Source organism: Aquabacterium parvum (assembly GCF_001447195.1).
GTDB classification, from domain to species: domain Bacteria; phylum Pseudomonadota; class Gammaproteobacteria; order Burkholderiales; family Burkholderiaceae_C; genus Aquabacterium; species Aquabacterium parvum.
The window spans coordinates 39874-59379 of record NZ_LFRI01000045.1; the positions used below are offsets into that span (position 1 = coordinate 39874).

19 protein-coding genes are annotated in these 19506 nt (G+C 65.9%); 13 read left to right on the forward strand and 6 right to left on the reverse strand.

Features of this window, described 5'->3' with window-relative positions; all coding sequences use genetic code 11:
* The first annotated feature begins 230 nt into the window (after window positions 1–230).
* The 5 genes from rpsU (at window position 231) to ABG80_RS00960 (ending at window position 3521) form a co-directional block, all read left to right on the forward strand.
* Complete coding sequence (rpsU, locus tag ABG80_RS00940; RefSeq protein ID WP_009551973.1) at window positions 231–443, forward strand: 30S ribosomal protein S21; 213 nt, start codon at window positions 231–233, stop codon at window positions 441–443.
* 116 nt (window positions 444–559) lie between these two features.
* A complete protein-coding gene (locus ABG80_RS00945; RefSeq protein ID WP_058085921.1) occupies window positions 560–1006 on the forward strand; it encodes a GatB/YqeY domain-containing protein in 447 nt (148 codons plus the stop codon).
* Window positions 1007–1072: 66 nt separating this feature from the next.
* Window positions 1073–1426: a TIGR01244 family sulfur transferase gene (locus ABG80_RS00950; RefSeq protein ID WP_058085922.1), complete on the forward strand. Its 354-nt coding sequence runs from the start codon at window positions 1073–1075 to the stop codon at window positions 1424–1426.
* 20 nt (window positions 1427–1446) lie between these two features.
* A complete protein-coding gene (locus ABG80_RS00955; protein ID WP_058085923.1) occupies window positions 1447–1977 on the forward strand; it encodes a TRAP transporter small permease subunit in 531 nt (176 codons plus the stop codon).
* Window positions 1977–3521, forward strand: coding sequence for a TRAP transporter large permease (locus tag ABG80_RS00960; RefSeq protein ID WP_200964232.1), 1545 nt, complete (start codon window positions 1977–1979; stop codon window positions 3519–3521). Before ABG80_RS00955 ends, ABG80_RS00960 begins: the two co-directional genes overlap by 1 nt.
* 24 nt (window positions 3522–3545) lie before the next feature.
* Here ABG80_RS00960 and ABG80_RS00965 read toward each other — a convergent pair whose 3' ends face one another.
* The 3 genes from ABG80_RS00965 to pmbA all read right to left on the reverse strand — a co-directional run bounded on the left by ABG80_RS00965 (window position 3546) and on the right by pmbA (window position 6599).
* Window positions 3546–3791 (reverse strand): hypothetical protein, encoded by a 246-nt coding sequence (locus ABG80_RS00965; RefSeq protein ID WP_058085924.1) that lies wholly within the window; start codon window positions 3789–3791, stop codon window positions 3546–3548.
* A 191-nt stretch (window positions 3792–3982) separates the two neighbouring features.
* A complete protein-coding gene (locus tag ABG80_RS00970; protein ID WP_058085925.1) occupies window positions 3983–5065 on the reverse strand; it encodes a TRAP transporter substrate-binding protein in 1083 nt (360 codons plus the stop codon).
* Between the two features lie 127 nt (window positions 5066–5192).
* Complete coding sequence (pmbA, locus tag ABG80_RS00975) at window positions 5193–6599, reverse strand: metalloprotease PmbA (RefSeq protein WP_058085926.1); 1407 nt, start codon at window positions 6597–6599, stop codon at window positions 5193–5195.
* Between the two features lie 64 nt (window positions 6600–6663).
* On the opposite strand from pmbA, the gene yjgA reads away from it, so the two are divergent.
* From yjgA to ABG80_RS00995, 4 genes are all read left to right on the forward strand, one after another.
* Window positions 6664–7242, forward strand: coding sequence for a ribosome biogenesis factor YjgA (gene yjgA, locus ABG80_RS00980; protein WP_058085927.1), 579 nt, complete (start codon window positions 6664–6666; stop codon window positions 7240–7242).
* Complete coding sequence (mog, locus tag ABG80_RS00985) at window positions 7239–7862, forward strand: molybdopterin adenylyltransferase (protein WP_083505694.1); 624 nt, start codon at window positions 7239–7241, stop codon at window positions 7860–7862. The genes yjgA and mog overlap by 4 nt, the downstream gene beginning before the upstream one ends.
* 221 nt (window positions 7863–8083) lie before the next feature.
* Entirely contained in the window at window positions 8084–9169 is a 1086-nt protein-coding gene (locus tag ABG80_RS00990) for a phosphotransferase family protein (protein WP_058085928.1), read from the forward strand.
* Window positions 9170–9243: 74 nt separating this feature from the next.
* On the forward strand, window positions 9244–10026 hold the full coding sequence (locus ABG80_RS00995; protein WP_200964230.1) for an SDR family oxidoreductase: 783 nt from the start codon (window positions 9244–9246) through the stop codon (window positions 10024–10026).
* A gap of 52 nt (window positions 10027–10078) precedes the next feature.
* On the opposite strand, the gene cysE is transcribed toward ABG80_RS00995, so the two are convergent.
* Together cysE and ABG80_RS01005 are read right to left on the reverse strand one after the other, a co-directional pair.
* Window positions 10079–10876, reverse strand: a complete 798-nt coding sequence (gene cysE / locus ABG80_RS01000) for a serine O-acetyltransferase (protein WP_058086034.1) — start codon at window positions 10874–10876, stop codon at window positions 10079–10081.
* Window positions 10877–11023: 147 nt separating this feature from the next.
* The gene (locus ABG80_RS01005; protein ID WP_058085929.1) at window positions 11024–11776 is read right to left on the reverse strand and encodes an RNA methyltransferase; all 753 of its coding nucleotides are present in this window, start codon (window positions 11774–11776) and stop codon (window positions 11024–11026) included.
* 181 nt (window positions 11777–11957) lie between these two features.
* On the opposite strand from ABG80_RS01005, the gene ABG80_RS01010 reads away from it, so the two are divergent.
* Window positions 11958–12974 (forward strand): inositol monophosphatase family protein, encoded by a 1017-nt coding sequence (locus ABG80_RS01010; protein ID WP_058085930.1) that lies wholly within the window; start codon window positions 11958–11960, stop codon window positions 12972–12974.
* Between the two features lie 60 nt (window positions 12975–13034).
* On the forward strand, window positions 13035–14240 hold the full coding sequence (locus ABG80_RS01015; RefSeq protein ID WP_058085931.1) for a phospholipase A: 1206 nt from the start codon (window positions 13035–13037) through the stop codon (window positions 14238–14240).
* Window positions 14241–14258: 18 nt separating this feature from the next.
* Here ABG80_RS01015 and ABG80_RS01020 read toward each other — a convergent pair whose 3' ends face one another.
* Window positions 14259–15818, reverse strand: coding sequence for a M48 family metalloprotease (locus ABG80_RS01020; protein ID WP_058085932.1), 1560 nt, complete (start codon window positions 15816–15818; stop codon window positions 14259–14261).
* A 122-nt stretch (window positions 15819–15940) separates the two neighbouring features.
* On the opposite strand from ABG80_RS01020, the gene mutS reads away from it, so the two are divergent.
* Together mutS and ABG80_RS01030 are read left to right on the forward strand one after the other, a co-directional pair.
* Window positions 15941–18661, forward strand: a complete 2721-nt coding sequence (gene mutS, locus ABG80_RS01025; protein ID WP_058085933.1) for a DNA mismatch repair protein MutS — start codon at window positions 15941–15943, stop codon at window positions 18659–18661.
* Window positions 18658–19485 (forward strand): proteasome-type protease, encoded by an 828-nt coding sequence (locus ABG80_RS01030; RefSeq protein WP_058085934.1) that lies wholly within the window; start codon window positions 18658–18660, stop codon window positions 19483–19485. The genes mutS and ABG80_RS01030 overlap by 4 nt, the downstream gene beginning before the upstream one ends.
* Window positions 19486–19506 lie beyond the last annotated feature (21 nt).

Genomic DNA, 19506 nt, shown 5'->3' on the forward strand with positions numbered 1-19506 from the left:
AGGCTCTATTGGTGGGCTTGGTAGCATGTTTGCAATGTCAAGTCCTCCTGGCGAGCGCCAAGGGCGTCTGGCAAATGGTTCAAAAGTGCATGGCACCGTTGAATTTTCAGCCGGATCAAAATCAGTGAGTCGTGCATCCGGCCGGCTTGTGCTGGTTCACTGACCGAAGCGCGAAGCAGGGGGCCATGCCGCCAGCCTTTGAATGCATTCAATCTGAAAGCGAATCTCTGATGACGACCATCCGTGTCAAGGAAAACGAGCCGTTCGACGTGGCCCTGCGCCGCTTCAAGCGCACCATCGAAAAGCTGGGTCTGCTGACCGAATTGCGCGCCCGCGAGTTCTACGAAAAGCCCACCTCCGAGCGCAAGCGCAAGAAGGCCGCCGCCGTCAAGCGCCACTACAAGCGCGTGCGCAGCATGCAGCTGCCCAAGAAGCTGTACTGATCAGTTTCTTGCTCGAGGCAAGCCTGTCCGCAGGCTGCCCGAAGGCAAACCAGGCCCGCGCGGGGACGCCCATGCGGGCCTTTGTCTTTTCAACTTCCCTTTGATGATTCACGACCATGAGCCTCAAGCAACGCATCTCCGATGACATGAAAGCCGCCATGCGCGCCAAGGAAGCCGATCGCCTCGGCACCATCCGCATGTTGCTGGCCGCGATGAAGCAAAAGGAAGTCGATGAGCGCATCGAGCTCGACGACACCCTGGTGGTGGTCATCGTCGACAAGCTGATCAAGCAGCGCAAGGATGCCGCCCAGCAGTACGAGGCTGGCAACCGCCAGGACCTGGCCGACAAGGAAAAGTTCGAAATCACCGTGCTGGAGGCCTACCTGCCGCAGCGCCTGAGTGCCGAGGAAGTGGCCTCTGCCGTCAAGGCCATCGTGGTGGAGTTGGGCGCTTCGGGCCCGGGCGACATGGGCAAAGTCATGGGCGTGGTCAAACAGCGCCTGGCTGGCCAGGCCGACATGGGTCAGGTATCCGCAGCGGTCAAGGCTGCGCTGGCAGGCTGATCCTGCCTCCCGTTCAACGAGGCCGTCTGGCTTTACCATCTGGCGTTCCGAACACCGAGGTCCACCATGAGCGATTCCGTGTCCCTGCAGCCCATCGCGCAAGACGTCTACGCCGCGCCCCAGCTGACCCCTGAGGCCATGGCCGCAGCAGCACAAGCCGGCTTCAAGGCCGTGATCAACAACCGCCCCGACATGGAGGGCGGCCCTGATCAGCCCACCAGCGCTGCCATCGAAGCTGCAGCCAAGGCGGCGGGCCTCGAGTACGCCTACCTGCCGGTCAACGGCGGCTACCAGTCGCCCGAAGAAATCGCGCGTTGCGCCGAGCTGCTCAAAAGCCTGCCGCGCCCGTTGCTGATGTTCTGCCGCAGCGGCGCTCGCTCGACCAAGCTGTACATGCAGGCTCAGGCCCTCGACGACTGAGCCTTTTGCCCCCCTGACGCATGCAGACCTACATCCGCTGGATGGACGCCATCTCCCGCGTGGGAGGGTGGCTGGCCGCCGTGGCCTTGTTCGCCGCCTGCCTGATCAGCGCAGGCAACGCCCTCGTGCGCTACTCCTTCAGCATGGGCTCCAACGCCTGGCTGGAGGCGCAGTGGTACCTCTTTGGCATGGCGGTGTTCCTGGGCGCGCCGATGCTGCTCAAGCTCAACGAGCACGTTCGCGTGGATGTGATCTACGGTGGTCGCTCTCCGCGCACGCAGGCCTGGATCGACCTGATCGGCCTGCTGCTGGTGCTGCTGCCTTTGTGCGCCATCGTGGCTTGGTTGTCGTGGCCCTTCGTGGTGCTGTCATGGCAGCAGCAAGAGGTCTCGGCCAGCGCTGGCGGTCTTTTGCGCTGGCCAATCAAGGCGGCCATCCCCTTGGGTTTCGCCTTCCTGGGGCTGCAGGCGGTGGCAGAAGCGTTCCGCCGTGTTGCCTTCCTGCGCGGTGACATTCAGCTCGACACCCACTACGAAAGGCCGCTGCAGTGATCGAGATGTCTCACCTCGCACCGGTCATGTTCGGCTCCTTGGTGGTGGCCATGCTGGCGGGCTTTCCGGTGGCGTTCACGCTGGGGGGGCTGGGCCTGGCTTTCGGCTACTTCGCGATGTCGCAGGGCTTCGTGAACCCGGAGTTCATGGGCAACTTGCCACTGCGGCTTTACGGCATCGTCTCCAACGAGTTGCTGCTGTCGATCCCGTTCTTCACTTTCATGGGGGCCATCCTGGAGCGCTGCGGCCTGGCCGAAGACCTGCTTGAAGGCACGGGCCAGTTGTTCGGCAGCCGGCCAGGCGGCCTGGGTTTTGCCGTCATCATCGTGGGGGCCATCCTGGGCGCCATCACGGGCACGGTGGCCGCCAGCGTGATCGCCATGGGCGTGATCTCGCTGCCCATCATGGTCCGTTACGGCTACGACATGCGTTACGCCACGGGCGTGATCGCGGCCTCGGGCACGATCACGCAGCTGATCCCGCCCTCGCTGGTGCTGGTGGTGCTGGCCGACCAGCTCGGTCGTTCGGTCGGCGACATGTACCTGGGTGCCATCGGCCCCTCGCTGCTGCAAACGGCCATCTTCCTGCTCTACACGGCGGCCATCGTCATGTTCAAGCCGCAGTGGGTGCCACCGCTGCCGCCCGAGGCCCGCACCATGCGGGGCGCCGCGCTGGTCAAGCGGGTGCTGTGGGGCATGCTGCCCTCCGTCGTGCTGATCTTCCTGGTGCTGGGCACGCTGTTCATGGGCCTGGCCACGCCGACCGAGGCCGGTGCGCTCGGTGCCTTTGGTGGCATGCTGCTGGCAGCCATGCACAAGCGCCTGTCGATCAGCCTGATCTGGCAGGCCATGGACACGACCATGCGCGTGACGTCCATGGTGATCTTCATCCTGCTGGGCTCGACGGTGTTCTCGCTGGTCTTCCAGGGCGTCGATGGCCACATCTGGATCGAGGAGATGCTCAGCAACCTGCCGGGTGGTCCGGTGGGCTTCCTCATTGCCGTCAACATCTTCATCTTCTTCCTGGCGTTCTTCCTCGACTTTTTCGAGATCGCCTTCATCGTGGTGCCCCTGCTGGCACCTGTGGCCGAGAAGCTGGGCATCGACCTGATCTGGTTTGGCGTGCTGCTGTGCGTGAACATGCAGACCAGCTTCATGCACCCGCCATTCGGTTTCGCGCTGTTCTACCTGCGTGGGGTGGCAGACCAGATCCACAAGAGCGGGGCGATCAGCAAACCCATTCTTTCGCGTGACATCTACCTGGGTGCGATCCCCTGGGTGGCGATGCAGCTGGTGCTGGTGGCGGTGGTGATCTTCTGGCCGGAGTCGGTGACGGCGTTCCTGGACAAGGAGACGGCGGTCAACACCGATGACGTGCACATCGAGATGCAGATCGAAGACCTGGGCAGCGACCCGGTCACCCCGCCTGCGGCACAAGAGCCAACGGGCTCGGTGTCCGATGTGGTGGGTGGCGAGCCTGACGTGTCGGTGCCGCCTCCCCAAGTGGAAATCGACCCCACTCAGGCGGTCAAGGACGCCCTTTGAGCAGCGGGGCGAGGGGGCAGGTTTTCAACCGGCTTCCACGCGTTGAACGCGCCTTGCAGGCCAGGGCGCGGTGCGGCCGGTGAGCGGAGCGGCCTTGCACTGAGCCCACCAGCCGACCAGGCCAAAGGCGATGCCTGGCAAGGGGTGCAACCAGGCCAGGATCAGGCCGGTGCTCCAGCACAGGATGCTGAACGAGCGCCAGGTCCGCTCCAGGGGCGCCTGGCTCCAGTCGGGTGACGATGGCAGGTCTGTGGGCTTGGAAGGTGGCATGGTGCATGACGCCCGGGGCCAAATCCCGCTGGCGCCTGATTGGCTTCGGAAAAAGCCATGCACATCTTGAGCCTGTCGGCCGCGTTTTGCGTGCGGCCAGACCGAGCAGGTGCGCATTCCGCGCGGAAATGCGATGAAACATGAAAAAAGCGCGACCCTGTGGCCGCGCTTGGAGCTTGTTGACGTCAGGCTCAGAGTTTGACGGACTGCATGTAACGGTCGAATGTCGCCTCGGTGAAGCGGAACCACAGGTTCTGGTCGGCTCGGAACTTGGCGTAGTCGGCGTAGACCTTGCGCCAACTCGGGTTCTTCTCGTTGAGCTCGCTGTAGATGTCCATCGAGTGCTTGAAGGCCGCGTCCATCACCGGCTTGGGGAACTGCACGAGCTCGGTCTTGGCGGCCACCAGTTGCTTGAGCGCCAGCGGATTGCGGGCGTCGTAGCGGGCCTGCATCTCGGTGTGGGCGTGCGCGGCAGCGGCTTCGACCATGGCTTTGTACTCAGGGTTGAGCGCGTCCCAGGCCTTCTGGTTGATGAAGAAGTCGAGCTGCGGGCCGCCTTCCCACCAGCCGGGGAAGTGGTAGTAGGGCGCGACCTTGTAGAAGCCCAGCTTCTGGTCGTCGTACGGGCCGACCCACTCGGCGGCGTCGAGCACGCCTTTTTCAAGCGCCTGGTAGATCTCCCCGCCGGGCAGGGCCTGGGGCACCACGCCCATTCGCTCCATCACCTTGCCGGCGAAGCCTGCGGTGCGCATTTTCAGGCCCTTGAGGTCGGCCAGCGACTTGATCGGCTTGCGGTACCAACCGCCCATTTGCGCGCCGGTGTTGCCGCCAGGGAAGTTGACGATGTTGTACTTGGCGTAGAACTCGCGCATCAGCTTGAGGCCGTTGCCTTCGTACATCCAGGCCGACATCTGGCGGGAATTCAGGCCGAAGGGGATGGAGCAGCCCAGCGCGAAGGTTTCGTCCTTGCCGACGAAGTAATAAGGCGCTGTGTGGGCCATCTCGACCGTGCCGCTTTGCACGCCGTCGACCACGCCGAACGGGGGCATGAGCTCGCCACCGGCGTGCACCGAGATCTGGAACTTGCCGCCAGACATCTCGTGGATCTTCTTGGTGAAGACGTCGGCGGCGCCGAAGATGGTGTCCAGCGACTTGGGGAAGCTGGAGGCCAGGCGCCAGCGCAACTGCGTCTGAGCGTGGACGATGGCGGGGGCGGCACCGGCGGCCAGCACGCCGGCCAGGCCAGCGTGGTTGATGAAGGCACGACGCTCCATGGCGGTCTCCTCGTGGTGGGGTTGTGTTGCCAAATTCTAGGAGCGCTGTTTGTCCGGCAAGGCCATGCCAGGAGAGGGCTTACCCGTGGGTGTCGCGGGCGCGCCTCTGCCGATTGGCCGTGGTCGGTCAGCCGCCGTGGCCGGCGATCTTCATGCGCTCGATCAGCACCGAGCCCACGGTCTTGCTGCCGTAGGTGTAGGCGTCGGCACCGATGCCCACGATCTGCTGGAACATCTCGCCCAGGTGGCCGGCGATGGTGATCTCGTGCACGGGGTGCTGGATGACGCCCTTTTCGACCCAGTAACCGGCTGCGCCACGCGAGTAGTCGCCCGTCACGTAGTTCACGCCCTGGCCCATGAGCTCGGTCACGAACAGGCCGGTGCCCAGCTTCTTGAGCATGGCCTTGAGGTTGTCCTTTGGGTCGGTGAGCTTGCTGCTCATCACCAGGTTCTGCGAGCCGCCGGCGTGGCCGGTGGTCTTCATGCCCAGCTTGCGCGCCGAATAGCTCGAGAGGAAGTAACCCTGCACGACGCCGTTCTTGACGACCTGGCGCTTGCGGGTGAGCACGCCTTCGTCGTCGAAGGGGGCGCTGCCCTTGCCCTTGAGGATGTGCGGATCCTCGTGGACCTGGATGTGCTTGGGGAAGATGGGCTTGCCCAGGCTGTCGAGCAGGAAGGTGGCGCGGCGGTAAAGCGCACCACCGCTGGTGGCCTGAACGTAGGCACCCAGCAGGCCGGCGGCCAGGGTGTTCTCGAACAGCACCGGCACCTCGCAGGTCGCGATCTTGCGCGACTTCAGGCGCGAGAGCGCGCGCTCGGCGGCGTAGCGCCCAATGGCCTCGGGCTTGGCCATGTCTCGGGCGTCGCGTTCGGAGGTGTACCAGAAGTCGCGCTGCATGTCGTTGCCCCGGCCCGCGATGGGCGAGACCGATAGCGAGTGGCGCGACGAGGCGTAGCCACCCCGGAAGCCACGCGAGTTGCCGGCCCAGAAGTGCGATTGCTGCGCCGACACGCCCGCGCCTTCGGAGTTGGTGATGCGGGGGTCGACCACGAGGGCGGCGTCTTCGCAGCGGCGTGCCAGCTCGGCCGCGCCTTCGGCGTCGAAGGCCCAGGGGTGGAAGAGGTCGAGGTCGCGGCGGGCGGCTTTGCCCGTGGCGATGTCGGCTTCGTCCGGCAGGCCGGCGGCCGGGTCTTCGGCGGTGTGGCGGGCGATGTCATACGCCGCCTGCACGGTGCGCTCGAGCGCTTCGGGCGAGAAGTCGGAGGTGGTGGCGTTGCCCCGGCGCTGGCCCAGGTAGACGGTGATGCCGACCGTCTTGTCGCGGTTGCGCTCGACGTTCTCCAGCTTGCCCTTGCGCACCGAGACCGACAGGCCGGCGCCTTCGGAGACTTCTGCGGCGGCGTCGGAGGCGCCTTTCTTGCGCGCCAGGCTCAAGGCGTCTTCGATCAGTTGCTGGAATTGCTCGCGGCTGTAGGCGAACCCGGTCGAGGGGGCGGTCGAGGACGCAAGCGAGGCAGCTTTGTTCTTGGGCATGGAGGGTTTTGTGCTGATGAACGGCAGCCCGCAAGCAGCGGGCCACCCGTATCATAGCGAGGACATGAATCCGAACCATTTTGATCAAGACGATGCTGACGACGACGGCTTTTCCGGCCGTCCCAGCAAGAGCGCGCTCAAGCGCGAGAGCCACGAACTCCAGGAGCTGGGCAAGCAGTTGCTGGAAATGCCCGATTCGCGCCTGGAGAGCATCGAGATGCCCGAGCGCTTGCGCGATGCCCTGGACGCCTACAAGCGCACTCGCTCCTTCGAGGGCAAGCGCCGGCAGATCCAGTTCATTGGCAAGGTGATGCGCGGGGTCGATGCCGAGCCCTTGCGCGAAGCCGTGGCCCAGTTCCAGCTGGGCCACGCCCGCAATGCGCTGGCCCTGCACCAGGCAGAGCGCTGGCGCGCCGAGCTCCTGTCCGACGAGAAAAGCGCGCTCACCAACTGGGCGGCTGACTTCCCGCTGTCTGACCTGCAGCAGTTGCGCAACCTGGTACGCAGCGCCCGCAAGGACGCCGCCGAAGTGCCTGAAAAGCGCAGTGGTCGGGCCTTCCGCGAGCTGTTCCAGTTCATCAAGCAAGCGATGGAGGCACAGGAAGAGGCCGACAAGGACGCCCCAGCAGGGTCTCCGACATGAGCTCCAGCACGAGCGCCGTCGTGTCGGCTCCGCTGCGCACTGTGCGCATCGGCGTGGTCTCGGTCAGCGACCGCGCCAGCACCGGGGTCTACGAAGACAAAGGTCTGCCGGGCTTGAAGGATTGGTTGGGCCGTGCGGTGCGCAACCCGATCGAATGGGTGCCCAGGCTCATCCCCGATGAGCGCGACGTCATCTCTGCTGCGTTGCGCGAGCTGGTCGATGCCGAGCGCTGCGACCTGGTGTTGACCACCGGCGGCACCGGCCCATCGCCCAGAGATGTCACCCCGGAGGCCACGCTCGATGTCGCGGACAAGGAGTTGCCTGGCTTCGGTGAGCAGATGCGTCAGATCAGCCTGCGCTTTGTGCCCACTGCCATCCTGTCGCGTCAGACGGCGGTGGTGCGTGGCCAGGCGCTGGTGATGAACCTGCCTGGTCAGCCCAAGTCGATCGCCGAGACCCTGGAGGGCTTGCGAGACGCAGATGGCAAATCGTTGGTGCCAGGCATTTTTGCGGCGGTGCCGTATTGCGTCGACCTGATCGGCGGTCCCTGGATCGAGACCGATCCGGCGATGTGCGTGGTGTTTCGGCCGAAAACGGCGGTGCGCCGCGAAGGCGCCTGATTTCACATCGGCCGGTAACTGCTTTCGGGTGCCTGTCTGGTGCCGACCGGTCGGCCGAGTGAGCCATTGACCTATTCGTCGGGCTAATGGGTTCGGATTCAAATAATTCATTTGATTCATTGGCTGGCGCTTCCTAAACTGGTGCGGTTTCACGGTGTGCGAACGACCGAGGCGCTCGGCGTCGCGGCACCCCCGACCACGACAAGAGGAGACCGCCGCCCATGAGCGACGCCAAAAACGAACAACTGATCGACCAGGCCGGGCAAGTCCGTGCCGGTGAAGAAGTGGACGTGGCCCAGGTCACGGCTTACCTGCAGGCACAAGGCCTGAAGCTGGAAGGCACGCCCGTGCTCAAGCAGTTCCCTGGCGGGGCCTCCAACCTGACTTACCAGCTCAGCTACGCCAACGTCGACCTGATCCTGCGTCGCCCGCCCTTCGGCCACATCGCCAAGTCGGCCCACGACGTGGTGCGCGAGGCCGAAATCATGCGCAAGCTCAAGCCGGTCTACCCCAAGGTGCCGGTCATCCACGCCATCTGCGAGGACACCAGCGTCATCGGCGCGCCCTTCTACGTGATGGAGCGCCTGGTGGGCAACATCCCGCGTCAGAACCTCTCGCCCGAGCTGGGCCTGGACGAGGCCAAGACCCGTCAGCTGTGCCTGAACGTGCTCGACACCCTGGTCGATCTGCACAAGCTCGACCCCAAGGCCGCCGGTCTGGACACCCTGGGCAAGGGCGAAGGCTACGTGGCCCGCCAGGTCGAGGGCTGGACAAAGCGCTACCGAGCCGCCCGCACCGACGACGTCGGCGACTTCGAGCAGGTCATGGCCTGGCTGGCCGAGAAGATGCCCAAGCAGGAAGTGGCCATCCGCCTCATCCACAACGACTTCCGCTTCGACAACGTCGTGCTGGACGTGAACGACCCGCTCAAAGTCATTGGCGTACTTGACTGGGAAATGGCCACGCTGGGCGACCCGCTGATGGACCTGGGCAGCTCGCTGGCCTACTGGGTGCAGGCCGATGACGACATGTTCATGAAGGGCTCGCGCCGCCAGCCGACCAATGCCAAAGGCATGCTCACGCGCGAAGAGGTGATCCGCTACTACGCCGAGAAAACCGGTTTCAGTGTCGAGAACTTCGACTTCTACACGGTGTACGGCCTGTTCCGCCTGGCCGGCATCGCGCAGCAGATCTACAAGCGCTTCAAGGAAGGCAACGCCCGCAACCCGGCGTTCGCCACCTTCGGCCCGTTTGTGAGCTACCTGGAGCAGCGCTGCCTGGGCATCATCGCCCAGTCCAAGCTGTGACGCGGGCCGCTGCGCGTGCTAGTCCTGTGAGCCGCCATCGCCTGCCTTTTCACCCCTGACACGCCTGCGAACCCATGAGCACTCCCCTGAACCTGAAGAACCCCTTCGACCTGACCGGCAAGGTCGCCCTCGTGACCGGCTCCAGTCGCGGTATTGGCGAGGCCATCGCGCGCCTGCTGGCCGCGCATGGCGCGCACGTCATCGTCTCCAGCCGCAAGGCCGAGCCCTGTGAAGCTGTGGCCGCGTCCATCCGCGAAGCCGGTGGCAAGGCCTCGGTGCTGGCCTGCCACATCGGCGAGATGGAGCAGATCGACGCCACGTTCGCAGCCATCGAGAAAGAGTTCGGCCGCCTCGACATCCTGGTCAACAACGCGGCCACCAATCCGTACTTCGGTCACATCACCGACACCGACCTGGGCGCGTTCCAGAAGACCGTGGACGTCAACATCCGCGGCTACTTCTTCATGTGCTCGCGCGGCGCCAAGATGATGACCAAGCAAGGTGGCGGCTCGATCGTCAACATCGCCTCGGTCAACGGCGTGATCCCCGGCATGGCCCAGGGCATCTACTCCATCACCAAGGCCGCCGTGATCTCGATGACGCACGCCTTCGCCAAGGAGTGTGCGACGCAGAAGGTGCGCGTCAACGCCATCCTGCCGGGCGCAACCGACACCAAGTTCGCCTCGGCACTGACCAGCAACGAGATGATCCTCAAGTCGGTGCTGGCCCACGTGCCCATGAATCGCGTGGCCGACCCGTCGGAGATGGCGGGTGCTGCGCTGTACCTGGCGTCCGACGCGGCCAGCTACACCACGGGCACTTGCCTGAACGTGGACGGCGGCTACCTGCTGGCCTGACGGGCTCGAGGCGCCTGAGCTGAGTGGCTCAGTCAGGCGCCGCCCATCGCGCTCACTTGACGAGGCGGTTGAGCTCGTCGGCGTCGAAGGCCTCGGTCTTCTTGGCGTCCTCGGGCATGCAGTCGCGGCCCAGCTGGCTCTGGGCGCAGGCCGCGAGCTTCTCGACCGCCTGCCACAGCAGCGCGATCTGGTGCTCGTGGCCGGATGCGTGGTCAATGAGGCCGCGCAGCGCCTGCGACAGCGGGTCGTCGCCTTCGGTCACGCCGTAGGCCGAGAAACCCATGCGGGCGGCCACGGCCTCGCGCTCGGCCTGCTTTTCGTCGAGCACCTGCTGCTTGGCCACGATGATGCGAGCCGGGTTGCCCACGGCGGTGGCACCGTTCGGCACGGGCTTGGTGACGACGGCGTTCGAGCCCACGCGGGCACCGTCGCCCACGGTGAAACCGCCCAGCACCTGGGCGTTGGCCCCCACGATCACGCCACGGCCCAGTGTCGGGTGGCGCTTGGCCCCGCGGGACAGCGATGTGCCACCCAGGGTCACGCCCTGGTAGATGGTGCAGTCGTCGCCGATCTCGGCGGTTTCGCCCACCACCACGCCCATGCCGTGGTCGATGAAGACGCGGCGGCCCACGCGGGCACCCGGGTGGATCTCGATGCCCGTGAAGAAGCGAGCCCAGTGCGAAATCCAGCGTCCCAGCCATTTCAGGCCGTGTGTCCAGCACCAGTGCGCACAGCGGTGCATGGCCAGGGCGTGGAGACCGGGGTAACAGGTCAGGACCTCCCAGGCCGTTCGGGCGGCGGGGTCACGCTCCAGGATGCAGGCGATGTCTTCGCGCAGGCGGGCAAACAACATGAAAGGAATGAGCTTTTGCGTTTTTTGGACTTGAGCCGGGAAGTGTAGCGGCCGGGTCAAACCCCGGCACGGTGTCGGGGTGGAGGTGGCGGGCTCGCGCGCAGGCTGCGTGTGCGCGTGGGCGAGCAACCAGTTGCCTGGTGATCAGCGCTGACAGCGCTCGATGATGGCTTTGGCGATGCCTCGAAGGATGTGAATGTCTTCCTGGCGCAGTTCGGCCCGGTTGAAAAGCTGGTTCAGTCGGGGCATGAGCTTTTTGGGGGCGGCCGGGTCAAGGAAACCCAGCTGCACCAGCGCACGCTCGAAGTGCCCCAGCATGCCTTGCACCGCCTCGCCACTGGCCAGGTCGGCATCGGGTGTGCGGGCCTCTACGGGGAAGCATCCCAGCGCCATGCGCCACTCGTAGCTCAGCAGTTGCACGGCTTGCGACAGGTTGAGCGAGCCGTAGTCGGGGTTGGTGGGGATGCTGATCACGGCGTGGCAGCGGTAGACATCTTCATTGGACATGCCGTGCCGCTCGCACCCGAAAACGAATCCGACCTTGTGACCGATGGCGATGTGTCTGCGGGCCAGGTTCGCCAGGCCCTCGCGGGGCGTGATGGTGGGCGGGCCGAAGTCACGGGGCGTCATGGCTGTGCCGATGGCGAAGGTGACGCCTTCGAGTGCATCGGCCAGGGTGTCGACGACGCGGGCACGCACAAGGATGTCTGCCGCGCCACTCGCCATGGCCACGGTCTCCTCCTGGATCAGCACGTCTGCAAACCGTGGCTGCACCAGCACCAGCTCGGAAAAGCCCATGACCTTCATCGCCCGCGCTGTGGCCCCGACGTTGCCGGGGTGGCTGGTGCCGATCAGGATGAAGCGGGTGGGATCGGTGGGCTGTGACGCAGTGGACATGTGGATGCCTGGAAAGGCCGGGGTGGCGAGGGCGGGGGGTGCAAAAAACGGCGCACTTCGATAGAATCGCAGATTCTCTTCGTTCTTTGATCATCGCTGCGCCCATTTTGTCGACCGGGCCCTCGCCATGTGGCGGGGGATCGTTGCCGGTCGTCTTTGACTTTTTCAGACGGTCCAATCCATGTCTCAAGCCCTGCATCCCATGCTCAACATCGCCATCAAAGCTGCGCGCGCAGCCGGGGCGATCATCAACCGGGCGTCGCTCGACATCGAGCGCTTGCAGGTGACCGCAAAGTCTCACAACGACTTCGTCACCGAGGTCGACCAGGCAGCAGAACAGGCGATCATCGACATCATCCGCGAGGCGTACCCCGGCCACGGCATCTTGGCCGAAGAGTCCGGCCGCACGCAGGGCGCCAAGCACTCCGACTTCGTCTGGATCATCGATCCGCTGGACGGCACCACCAACTTCATCCACGGCTTTCCGGTCTACGCGGTCTCCATCGCGCTGGCCTGGCGCGGCCAGGTGCAACAGGCCGTGGTCTACGACCCGACCCGCAACGACCTGTTCTACGCTTCGCGCGGCAAGGGCGCCTACCTCAATGACCGCCGCATCCGCGTCTCCAAGCGCACGCGCATGCTCGACGCCCTCATCGGCACGGGCTTTCCTTTCCGCAAGGGCGACAACTTCCAGCGCTACATGAAGATGTTCGAGGACGTCATGGTGCAGTGCGCTGGCCTGCGCCGCCCGGGCGCCGCCTCGCTCGACCTGTGCTACGTGGCCGCTGGCTACTACGACGGTTTCTTCGAGACCGGTCTGAGCCCCTGGGATGTGGCCGCAGGCTCTTTGATGATCACCGAGGCCGGCGGCCTGGTGGGCAACTTCACGGGTGAGCCCGACTTCCTGTACCAGCGCGAGATCGTGGCCGGCACGCCTCGCATCTATGGCCAACTGGTCAAGACCCTGGCGCCTTACACCCGCGTGATCACCGAGCCAGCTGCCGAAGAAGGCGCGGACGGTGAAGCCGCCCCGGCCGACGAGGTGCTCGGTGCGCTGCAGGCTGCGCAAGCCGCTGATGGCGCTGAGCCAGAAGCCCAGGCGGCCGAGGCGCCCAAGCGCCGTCGCATCACCGCTGCCGTCAAAGCAGCCGAGGACCGTGGCGATCGCCCAGTGGGTCGCGACGACGCGCCCTTCTGATTCAACAACGAAATTCGCCTTGGGGTGCGGTGTCAGGCCCCTTTGAACGGTGCCCTCGCCATGACCCATGCTCGCGCTTGTCTCGCCTCCTGGTTTGCCTTGGTCGCTGGGGGGGCTCCTGCCATCTCGCTGGCGCAATCGGCGATGACGCCCGTTGCAACGGTGCAGTCGACCTTGCCTCGCGTGGTGCGTGAGGCTGCGGCCTGTGCCCGCATCGCCGATGCCACCGAGCGATTGGCTTGCTACGACGATTGGGCGGCTTCCCAGCCTGCTGCAGCCGCGGTGGCCGTCAAGCCTGACGACGCGAGCAACGTGCCTGCCCTGCCTGCAACGCCCAACGACAGCACGCCAGCAGGGCAGGGGCTCAAGTTGGCCAAAGAGGTGCAGGCCGAATCGGTTGATGGCTGCCACAACCCCGCTCGCACGGAGTTGTCCCGCTTCTGGGAGTTGGAGGACGGCAGCGACTGCGGCACCTTTCGCATGCGTGGCTATCGCCCTTTGACCGCCTCGTTCGCGATGGCCGATTACGTGAATCGACAGCCCACTTCGAGCTCGGAGGGGCGCTCGGCGTCTTCCCCCACGGCCTACCGTCAGGCCGAGAACCGCATCCAGCTCTCGGTGCGCACCAAGCTGGCGCAAGGGCTGCTGGTGCACGGTGAGGGCGAGCGGCGTGACTCGCTCTGGTTCGCCTATTCCCAACAGTCCTACTGGCAGCTGTTCACGGGGCGCATCTCCAGGCCATTTCGCACGACCGACCACGAACCCGAGGTCATCTACGTCTACCCCAATGACATCCGGCTGCCCGGTGGCTGGCGCTGGCGCATGACGGGTGTGGGCCTGGTGCACCAGTCCAACGGGCAGTCCTTGCCACTCTCCCGCAGCTGGAACCGGATTTACGCCTTGGCCGCCATCGAGTTGGGCAACCGCTGGCAGTTGCAGGCCAAGGTCTGGCGCCGCGTGCGCGAGTCGCACGAGAACGACGACAACCCGGGCATCGCCAACCACATCGGACGGGCCGAGTTCAAGGCTGCGTGGAACGTGAATTCCGATCACACGCTTGCGCTCACCGTTCGTCACAGCCTGACAGACACCGCACGGGGGTCGTACCGGCTGGAGTGGCTGCGGACCTTGGGCGACTACCGCTTTGGCCACAAAAGCAACTTGCGCCTGCACACCCAGGTCTTCAGCGGCTATGGCGACAGCCTGATCGATTTCAACCGTCGGCGCACGGTGTTCAGCGTCGGTTTCTCGCTGCTCGATTTCTGACGGACTCGCCAGCGCGTGTCAACGCACGGTTTTGACCCGCTGACCGGCCGTCGGCGCGGAGCTCACACCGCCTGAGCCCTTCTCGCCATAAGCGCTGTTCATCAGCTTGAGCCGGGCTTCTGCCTGCGGGTCCATGCCCTCGAGGGCAGATTGGCGGACCAGTTCGGCGAAGCCACCCTTGGGCATGGCCACGGTGCGGATCACCCAGGGTTGGGCGGCTTTGCGATCGGCCGGGGTGAGCTCGCGAAAGCTGTTCTCGGCCTCCTGCAGGCCGGGCAGGGCGCGCTGCAGCGCCTGGGCGCTCTGGCCAGCGTAGCGCAGCAGGTAGCGTTTGCCGGCGGGGCCATCGGCCACGGTCAGCATCACGTTGGCGGACTGGCCCTGGGCGTTGCGCAGGGTGCCGGCGAAATGCGTGGCCTGCAGACCGTGCAACTGGCGTTTTTCGGTGCGCCCCTCGATGCGGTTCTGGTCGGCCTTGAGCAACTGGCGGATCAGCGTTTCGTGGCCCATGCCCTTGGCCTGCTCGGGCAGCAGTTTGACGATCAGCCCGGCGTCACCCGCCTCGTTGATCACGCTGATGGCGTCCGATCCGTTGGCGATGCGCCAACCCTGTGGGGCGCTCAGGGCCAGGCCCAGGGGCTCGTGGTAGAAGTTGCGGCCTCGCACCACGCCTTGCTCGCGGCTATCGCCGAAGGTCATGCCGTCGATGGCCTGCAGGTAGCGCTCGCGGCCGTCGTCGACGTAGCGGCCCTGATAGAGCGTCGCGTTGGCGCGGATCTCGGCCAGGCGCTGCTCGTTGCTGGGGTGCGAGGCCAGCCAATTGCCACCGCTTTGCACGGGCTTGCCGGCCGCGCGCGCGGCCTCTGCGGCCAGTTGCTCCTGATTCTTGAGCAGAGCGATCACGTCGATCATGTTGCGCGGGTCGTACTGTGTGCGCGAGAGGTACTCGGCGCCCAGGCGGTCGGCTTGCGACTCCTGCTCGCGGCTGTAGGACGCCACGTAGCCCGCCGCCGCCGTTTGCGACATTTGGCCCGCGATGTCGGTGGCGCCACGCAGCCCCTGGCTTTCGAGCACCGCCCCCAATATGGTGGCAGCCAGCACCCCGAAGCCGGCGTTTTGCTGTCGGGTGGCGCGCTGGGCGCCATGGCGGGCCGTCACGTGGCCGATCTCGTGCCCGATGACGCCCGCGAGTTCGGCCTCGCTGTCGAGGTAGGCCATGATGCCGCGCGTGACGTAGATGTAGCCTCCTGGCAGCGCGAAGGCATTGATCTCGGGGCTGTCGAGCACGGTGAAGGTCCACTGCAGGTGGGCGCGGTGAGACTCGGCCGCCAGCTTTTGCCCCACGCCGTTGACGTAGGCCTGCAACTTGGGGTTGTCGTAGATGCCTTCGTCCTGGATCACCTGCTTGTGCGCCTTGGCGCCTTCGGCGATCTCGGTGGGCTCGTCCATCACGGAGCGCTCGGCTTCACCCGTGACGGGGTTGACGACGGTGGTGCCGCAGGCGCTCAGGCCCAGCAGGGCGGCGATCGCGAGGCCGCCGAGCAGGTGGCGGGCAAGGGTGTGGGTGGTTGGTGTCATGTCTGGTCGGGGCTGCCAGGGTGATTTTGCCTGGGTCTGGCCGGCGCACGTGGTCCCGGCGGTGGTCGAGCCCGACCGGTACACTCTCGCCCCTGGGCTGCCCAGGCGCCCCCGCAACACCCATGGACACCGCACGCACCCCATCCGCTCCGAGTGACTACGCCGGCCACACGCCGATGATGCAGCAGTACCTGCGCATCAAAGCGGAGCACCCTGAAACGCTCGTCTTCTACCGGATGGGCGATTTTTACGAGCTCTTTTTCGACGACGCCCGCAAGGCCAACCGCCTCATCGACATCACCCTGACCGTGCGTGGTCAGTCCAACGGCGAGCCCGTGGTGATGGCCGGGGTGCCGGTGCACGCGGTCGAGACCTACCTGGCCAAGCTGATCCGCCTGGGCGAGTCGGTTGCCATCTGCGAACAGGTCGGAGAGGTTGGCGCCAGCAAGGGGCCGGTCGAGCGCAAGGTGGTGCGCGTGGTCACCCCGGGCACGCTGATCGACACCGAGCTGCTGTCCGAGCGCGCCGACGCGCTGCTGCTGGCCGTGGTCATGGACAAGCGTGGCCGCCATGCCGAAGACAAGGTGCCTTGCGCCCTGGCCTGGCTGGGCCTGTCCAGCGGCAAGCTGGGCCTGACCGAGTGCAGCACGGCAGAACTCGCTGGCTGGCTGGCCCGCCTGCAGCCCGCCGAGATCCTCTACGACCGCGAACGCGTGCCGCCGGCCATCGCCGCCATGCTGAGCGCTTCGCAACGCGGCATCGCCCTGACCAGCCGCCCGACCTGGCAGTTCGACCCCGGCCTGGGCCTGCGCAAGCTGTGCGAGCAGCTGAAGGTGCAGCACCTGCAGAGCTGGGACGCGCAAGAGATGTCGCTGGCGCACGCGGCTGGCGCCGCGCTGCTGAGCTACGCCGAGCACACGCAGGGCAGGGCGCTGGCCCACGTGGCCTCGCTGGAGGTGCCGCGCAGCTCCGAGCTGCTCGACCTGCCGCCCGCCACCTTGCGCAACCTGGAGTTGGTGCAGACCCTGCGTGGCGAAGACTCGCCCACGCTGCTCTCGCTGATCGACACCTGCCGCACCGGCATGGGCAGCCGCGGCCTGCGCCAGTGGCTGACCCAGCCGCTGCGAGATCGCGCCGTCGCCCGCGCCCGCCACGACGCCATCGCCACGCTGCTGTCGCCTGCCGAAACCTCGCAAGGCTTCGACGCCATCCGCGAGGCGCTGCGCCAGATGAGCGATGTCGAGCGCATCAACGCCCGCATCGCGCTGCGCCAGGTGCGCCCGCGTGAACTCGCCGGCCTGCGCGACACCCTTCTGGGCCTGCCCGCGCTGCTGAGCAACGTGCCCGATGAAGGCGTGCTGCTGCAACAGGTGCGCTCGGCCCTGTCGCCCGATGCGGCCGTGGCCCGGCGCCTGCAGGCCACGCTGCTGGAAACACCGGCCGTGCTGCTGCGCGACGGCGGTGTCATCGCGGATGGCTTCGACGCCGACCTGGACGAGTTGCGCGCCATCTCGCTGAACTGCGACGCCTTCCTGCTCGACCTCGAAGCCCGCGAGCGCGCCCGCACCAACATCTCGAACCTGCGCGTGCAGTTCAACAAGGTGCATGGCTTCTACATCGAGGTCACCCAATCGCACGCCGACAAGGTGCCGCTTGATTACCAGCGCCGTCAGACGCTGAAAAACGCCGAGCGCTACATCACGCCCGAGCTCAAAGCCTTCGAGGACAAGGCCCTGTCGGCGCAAGAGCGCGCCCTGGCCCGTGAAAAAGCCATCTTCGAAGGCCTGATCGACTTCCTGCAGGACCACATCGCCACGCTCGGCGCCCTGGCCCGCGCCCTGTCCACGCTGGACGCCCTGGCCGCGCTGGCCGAGCGCGCGTCCACGCTGCGCTGGAGCCGTCCTGAGTTCGTGCCCCACCCGTGCATCGAGATCGAGCAGGGGCGCCACCCGGTGGTCGAGGCCCGCCTGATGGAGACCAGCGGCGCTGCCTTCATCCCCAACGATTGCCGGCTGGACACCAAGCGCCGCATGATGGTCGTCACCGGCCCGAACATGGGCGGTAAATCGACCTTCATGCGCCAGGTGGCGCTGATCGCCTTGCTGGCGGCCATGGGCTCCTACGTGCCGGCCACCGCCTGCCGCCTGGGCCCGATGGACGCCATCCACACCCGCATCGGCGCGGCCGACGACCTGGCCAACGCCCAGTCGACCTTCATGCTGGAGATGACCGAGGCCGCCGCCATCATCCACGCCGCCACCGAGCATTCGCTGGTGCTGATGGACGAGATCGGGCGGGGCACTTCCACCTTCGACGGCCTGGCCCTGGCCGGCGCCATCGCCGGGCACCTGCACGACCGCAACCAGGCTTTCACGCTGTTCGCCACCCACTACTTCGAGCTGACCCGCCTGCCCGAGCGCCACCCGCGCGCGCTCAATGTGCACGTGGGCGTGGCCGAATCGGGCGACGACATCGTCTTCCTGCACGAGTTGCAGCACGGCCCGGCCAGCCGCAGCTATGGGGTGCAGGTGGCGCGGCTTGCGGGCATGCCCCATTCGCTGATTCGCCAGGCCCGTGCCACACTGGAATCGTTGGAGGCCCAGCAGCGCGACTCTGAACAGCAGATCGATCTCTTTGCCGACGTGGGTGCCCCGGCCGGTGGCGTTGACCTCGAGCAGTTGGCCGAAGGTGCCCGCCAGTCTGCCGGGGCCACCTGCGTCGAAGCCCTGACCCCGACCGAAGCCCAGGCACTGAACCTGCTTGCCGCCATCGACCCCGACGCGCTCACCCCGCGCGAGGCCCTGGACGCCCTGTACAAACTCAAATCGGTGATTTCGTCATGACCTACTGCGTTGCCATGCGCCTGGAAGCGGGCCTGGTTTTTCTGTCCGACTCCCGCACCAACGCGGGCATGGACCAGATCAGCACCTTCCGCAAGATGACCGTCTACGAGAAGGCTGGCGATCGCGTCATCGTCATGCTCTCGGCTGGCAACTTGGCCATCACGCAGGCGGTCAAGCAGCTGGTGGCCAACGAGACCATCGAAGGCTCGGACGGCGAGCCCTGCACCATCTGGACAGCGACGTGCCTGTTCGACGTGGCCCGCATCGTCGGCAGTTGCGTGCGCAAGGTGCATGCGCGTGACGCAGCCGCGCTCAAGCAGCATGGCATCGACTTCAACTGCAGCCTCATCGTCGGTGGCCAGATCGGCAACGAGACCATGCGCCTGTTCAACGTCTACGCTGCCGGCAACTTCGTCGAAGCTGGCATCGATGGCGTGTGCTATTTCCAGATCGGCGAGTCCAAGTACGGCAAGCCCGTGATCGACCGTGTCATCACGCCTCAGACACCGCTGGAAGAAGCTGCCAAGTGCGCCTTGATCTCGATGGACTCGACGCTCAAGTCCAACCTGTCGGTCGGACTGCCTTTGGACATGCTGGTGTACGAAGCTGGCGCGCTCAAGGTGGACAAGCTCATCCACATCGACGAGTCGAATCCGTACTTCCGCATGATTCGCTCGACCTGGGGACAGCGCCTTCGCCAGGTGTTCGACTCCATCCCGGAGCCCAGCTGGAACGCCGACCAGGCCGATCTGCACCTGCCGTCTGCGGCCAGTCAGGCTCAGGCCATGAACCCCTTGAGCAAGATCAGCGCGCCGAACGGCTGATGGCGGCTGGCTGAGTGCGGG

Excerpts from the sequence above, each read along its gene's own strand:
- rpsU (WP_009551973.1), top strand. The coding sequence starts at position 231 with ATGACGACCATCCGTGTCAAGGAAAACGAGCCGTTCGACGTGGCCCTG.
- ABG80_RS00945 (WP_058085921.1), top strand. The coding sequence starts at position 560 with ATGAGCCTCAAGCAACGCATCTCCGATGACATGAAAGCCGCCATGCGC.
- ABG80_RS00950 (WP_058085922.1), top strand. The coding sequence starts at position 1,073 with ATGAGCGATTCCGTGTCCCTGCAGCCCATCGCGCAAGACGTCTACGCC.
- ABG80_RS00955 (WP_058085923.1), top strand. The coding sequence starts at position 1,447 with ATGCAGACCTACATCCGCTGGATGGACGCCATCTCCCGCGTGGGAGGG.
- ABG80_RS00965 (WP_058085924.1), bottom strand. The coding sequence starts at position 3,791 with ATGCCACCTTCCAAGCCCACAGACCTGCCATCGTCACCCGACTGGAGC.
- ABG80_RS00970 (WP_058085925.1), bottom strand. The coding sequence starts at position 5,065 with ATGGAGCGTCGTGCCTTCATCAACCACGCTGGCCTGGCCGGCGTGCTG.
- pmbA (WP_058085926.1), bottom strand. The coding sequence starts at position 6,599 with ATGCCCAAGAACAAAGCTGCCTCGCTTGCGTCCTCGACCGCCCCCTCG.
- yjgA (WP_058085927.1), top strand. The coding sequence starts at position 6,664 with ATGAATCCGAACCATTTTGATCAAGACGATGCTGACGACGACGGCTTT.
- mog (WP_083505694.1), top strand. The coding sequence starts at position 7,239 with ATGAGCTCCAGCACGAGCGCCGTCGTGTCGGCTCCGCTGCGCACTGTG.
- ABG80_RS00990 (WP_058085928.1), top strand. The coding sequence starts at position 8,084 with ATGAGCGACGCCAAAAACGAACAACTGATCGACCAGGCCGGGCAAGTC.
- ABG80_RS00995 (WP_200964230.1), top strand. The coding sequence starts at position 9,244 with ATGAGCACTCCCCTGAACCTGAAGAACCCCTTCGACCTGACCGGCAAG.
- ABG80_RS01005 (WP_058085929.1), bottom strand. The coding sequence starts at position 11,776 with ATGTCCACTGCGTCACAGCCCACCGATCCCACCCGCTTCATCCTGATC.
- ABG80_RS01010 (WP_058085930.1), top strand. The coding sequence starts at position 11,958 with ATGTCTCAAGCCCTGCATCCCATGCTCAACATCGCCATCAAAGCTGCG.
- ABG80_RS01015 (WP_058085931.1), top strand. The coding sequence starts at position 13,035 with ATGACCCATGCTCGCGCTTGTCTCGCCTCCTGGTTTGCCTTGGTCGCT.
- ABG80_RS01020 (WP_058085932.1), bottom strand. The coding sequence starts at position 15,818 with ATGACACCAACCACCCACACCCTTGCCCGCCACCTGCTCGGCGGCCTC.
- mutS (WP_058085933.1), top strand. The coding sequence starts at position 15,941 with ATGGACACCGCACGCACCCCATCCGCTCCGAGTGACTACGCCGGCCAC.
- ABG80_RS01030 (WP_058085934.1), top strand. The coding sequence starts at position 18,658 with ATGACCTACTGCGTTGCCATGCGCCTGGAAGCGGGCCTGGTTTTTCTG.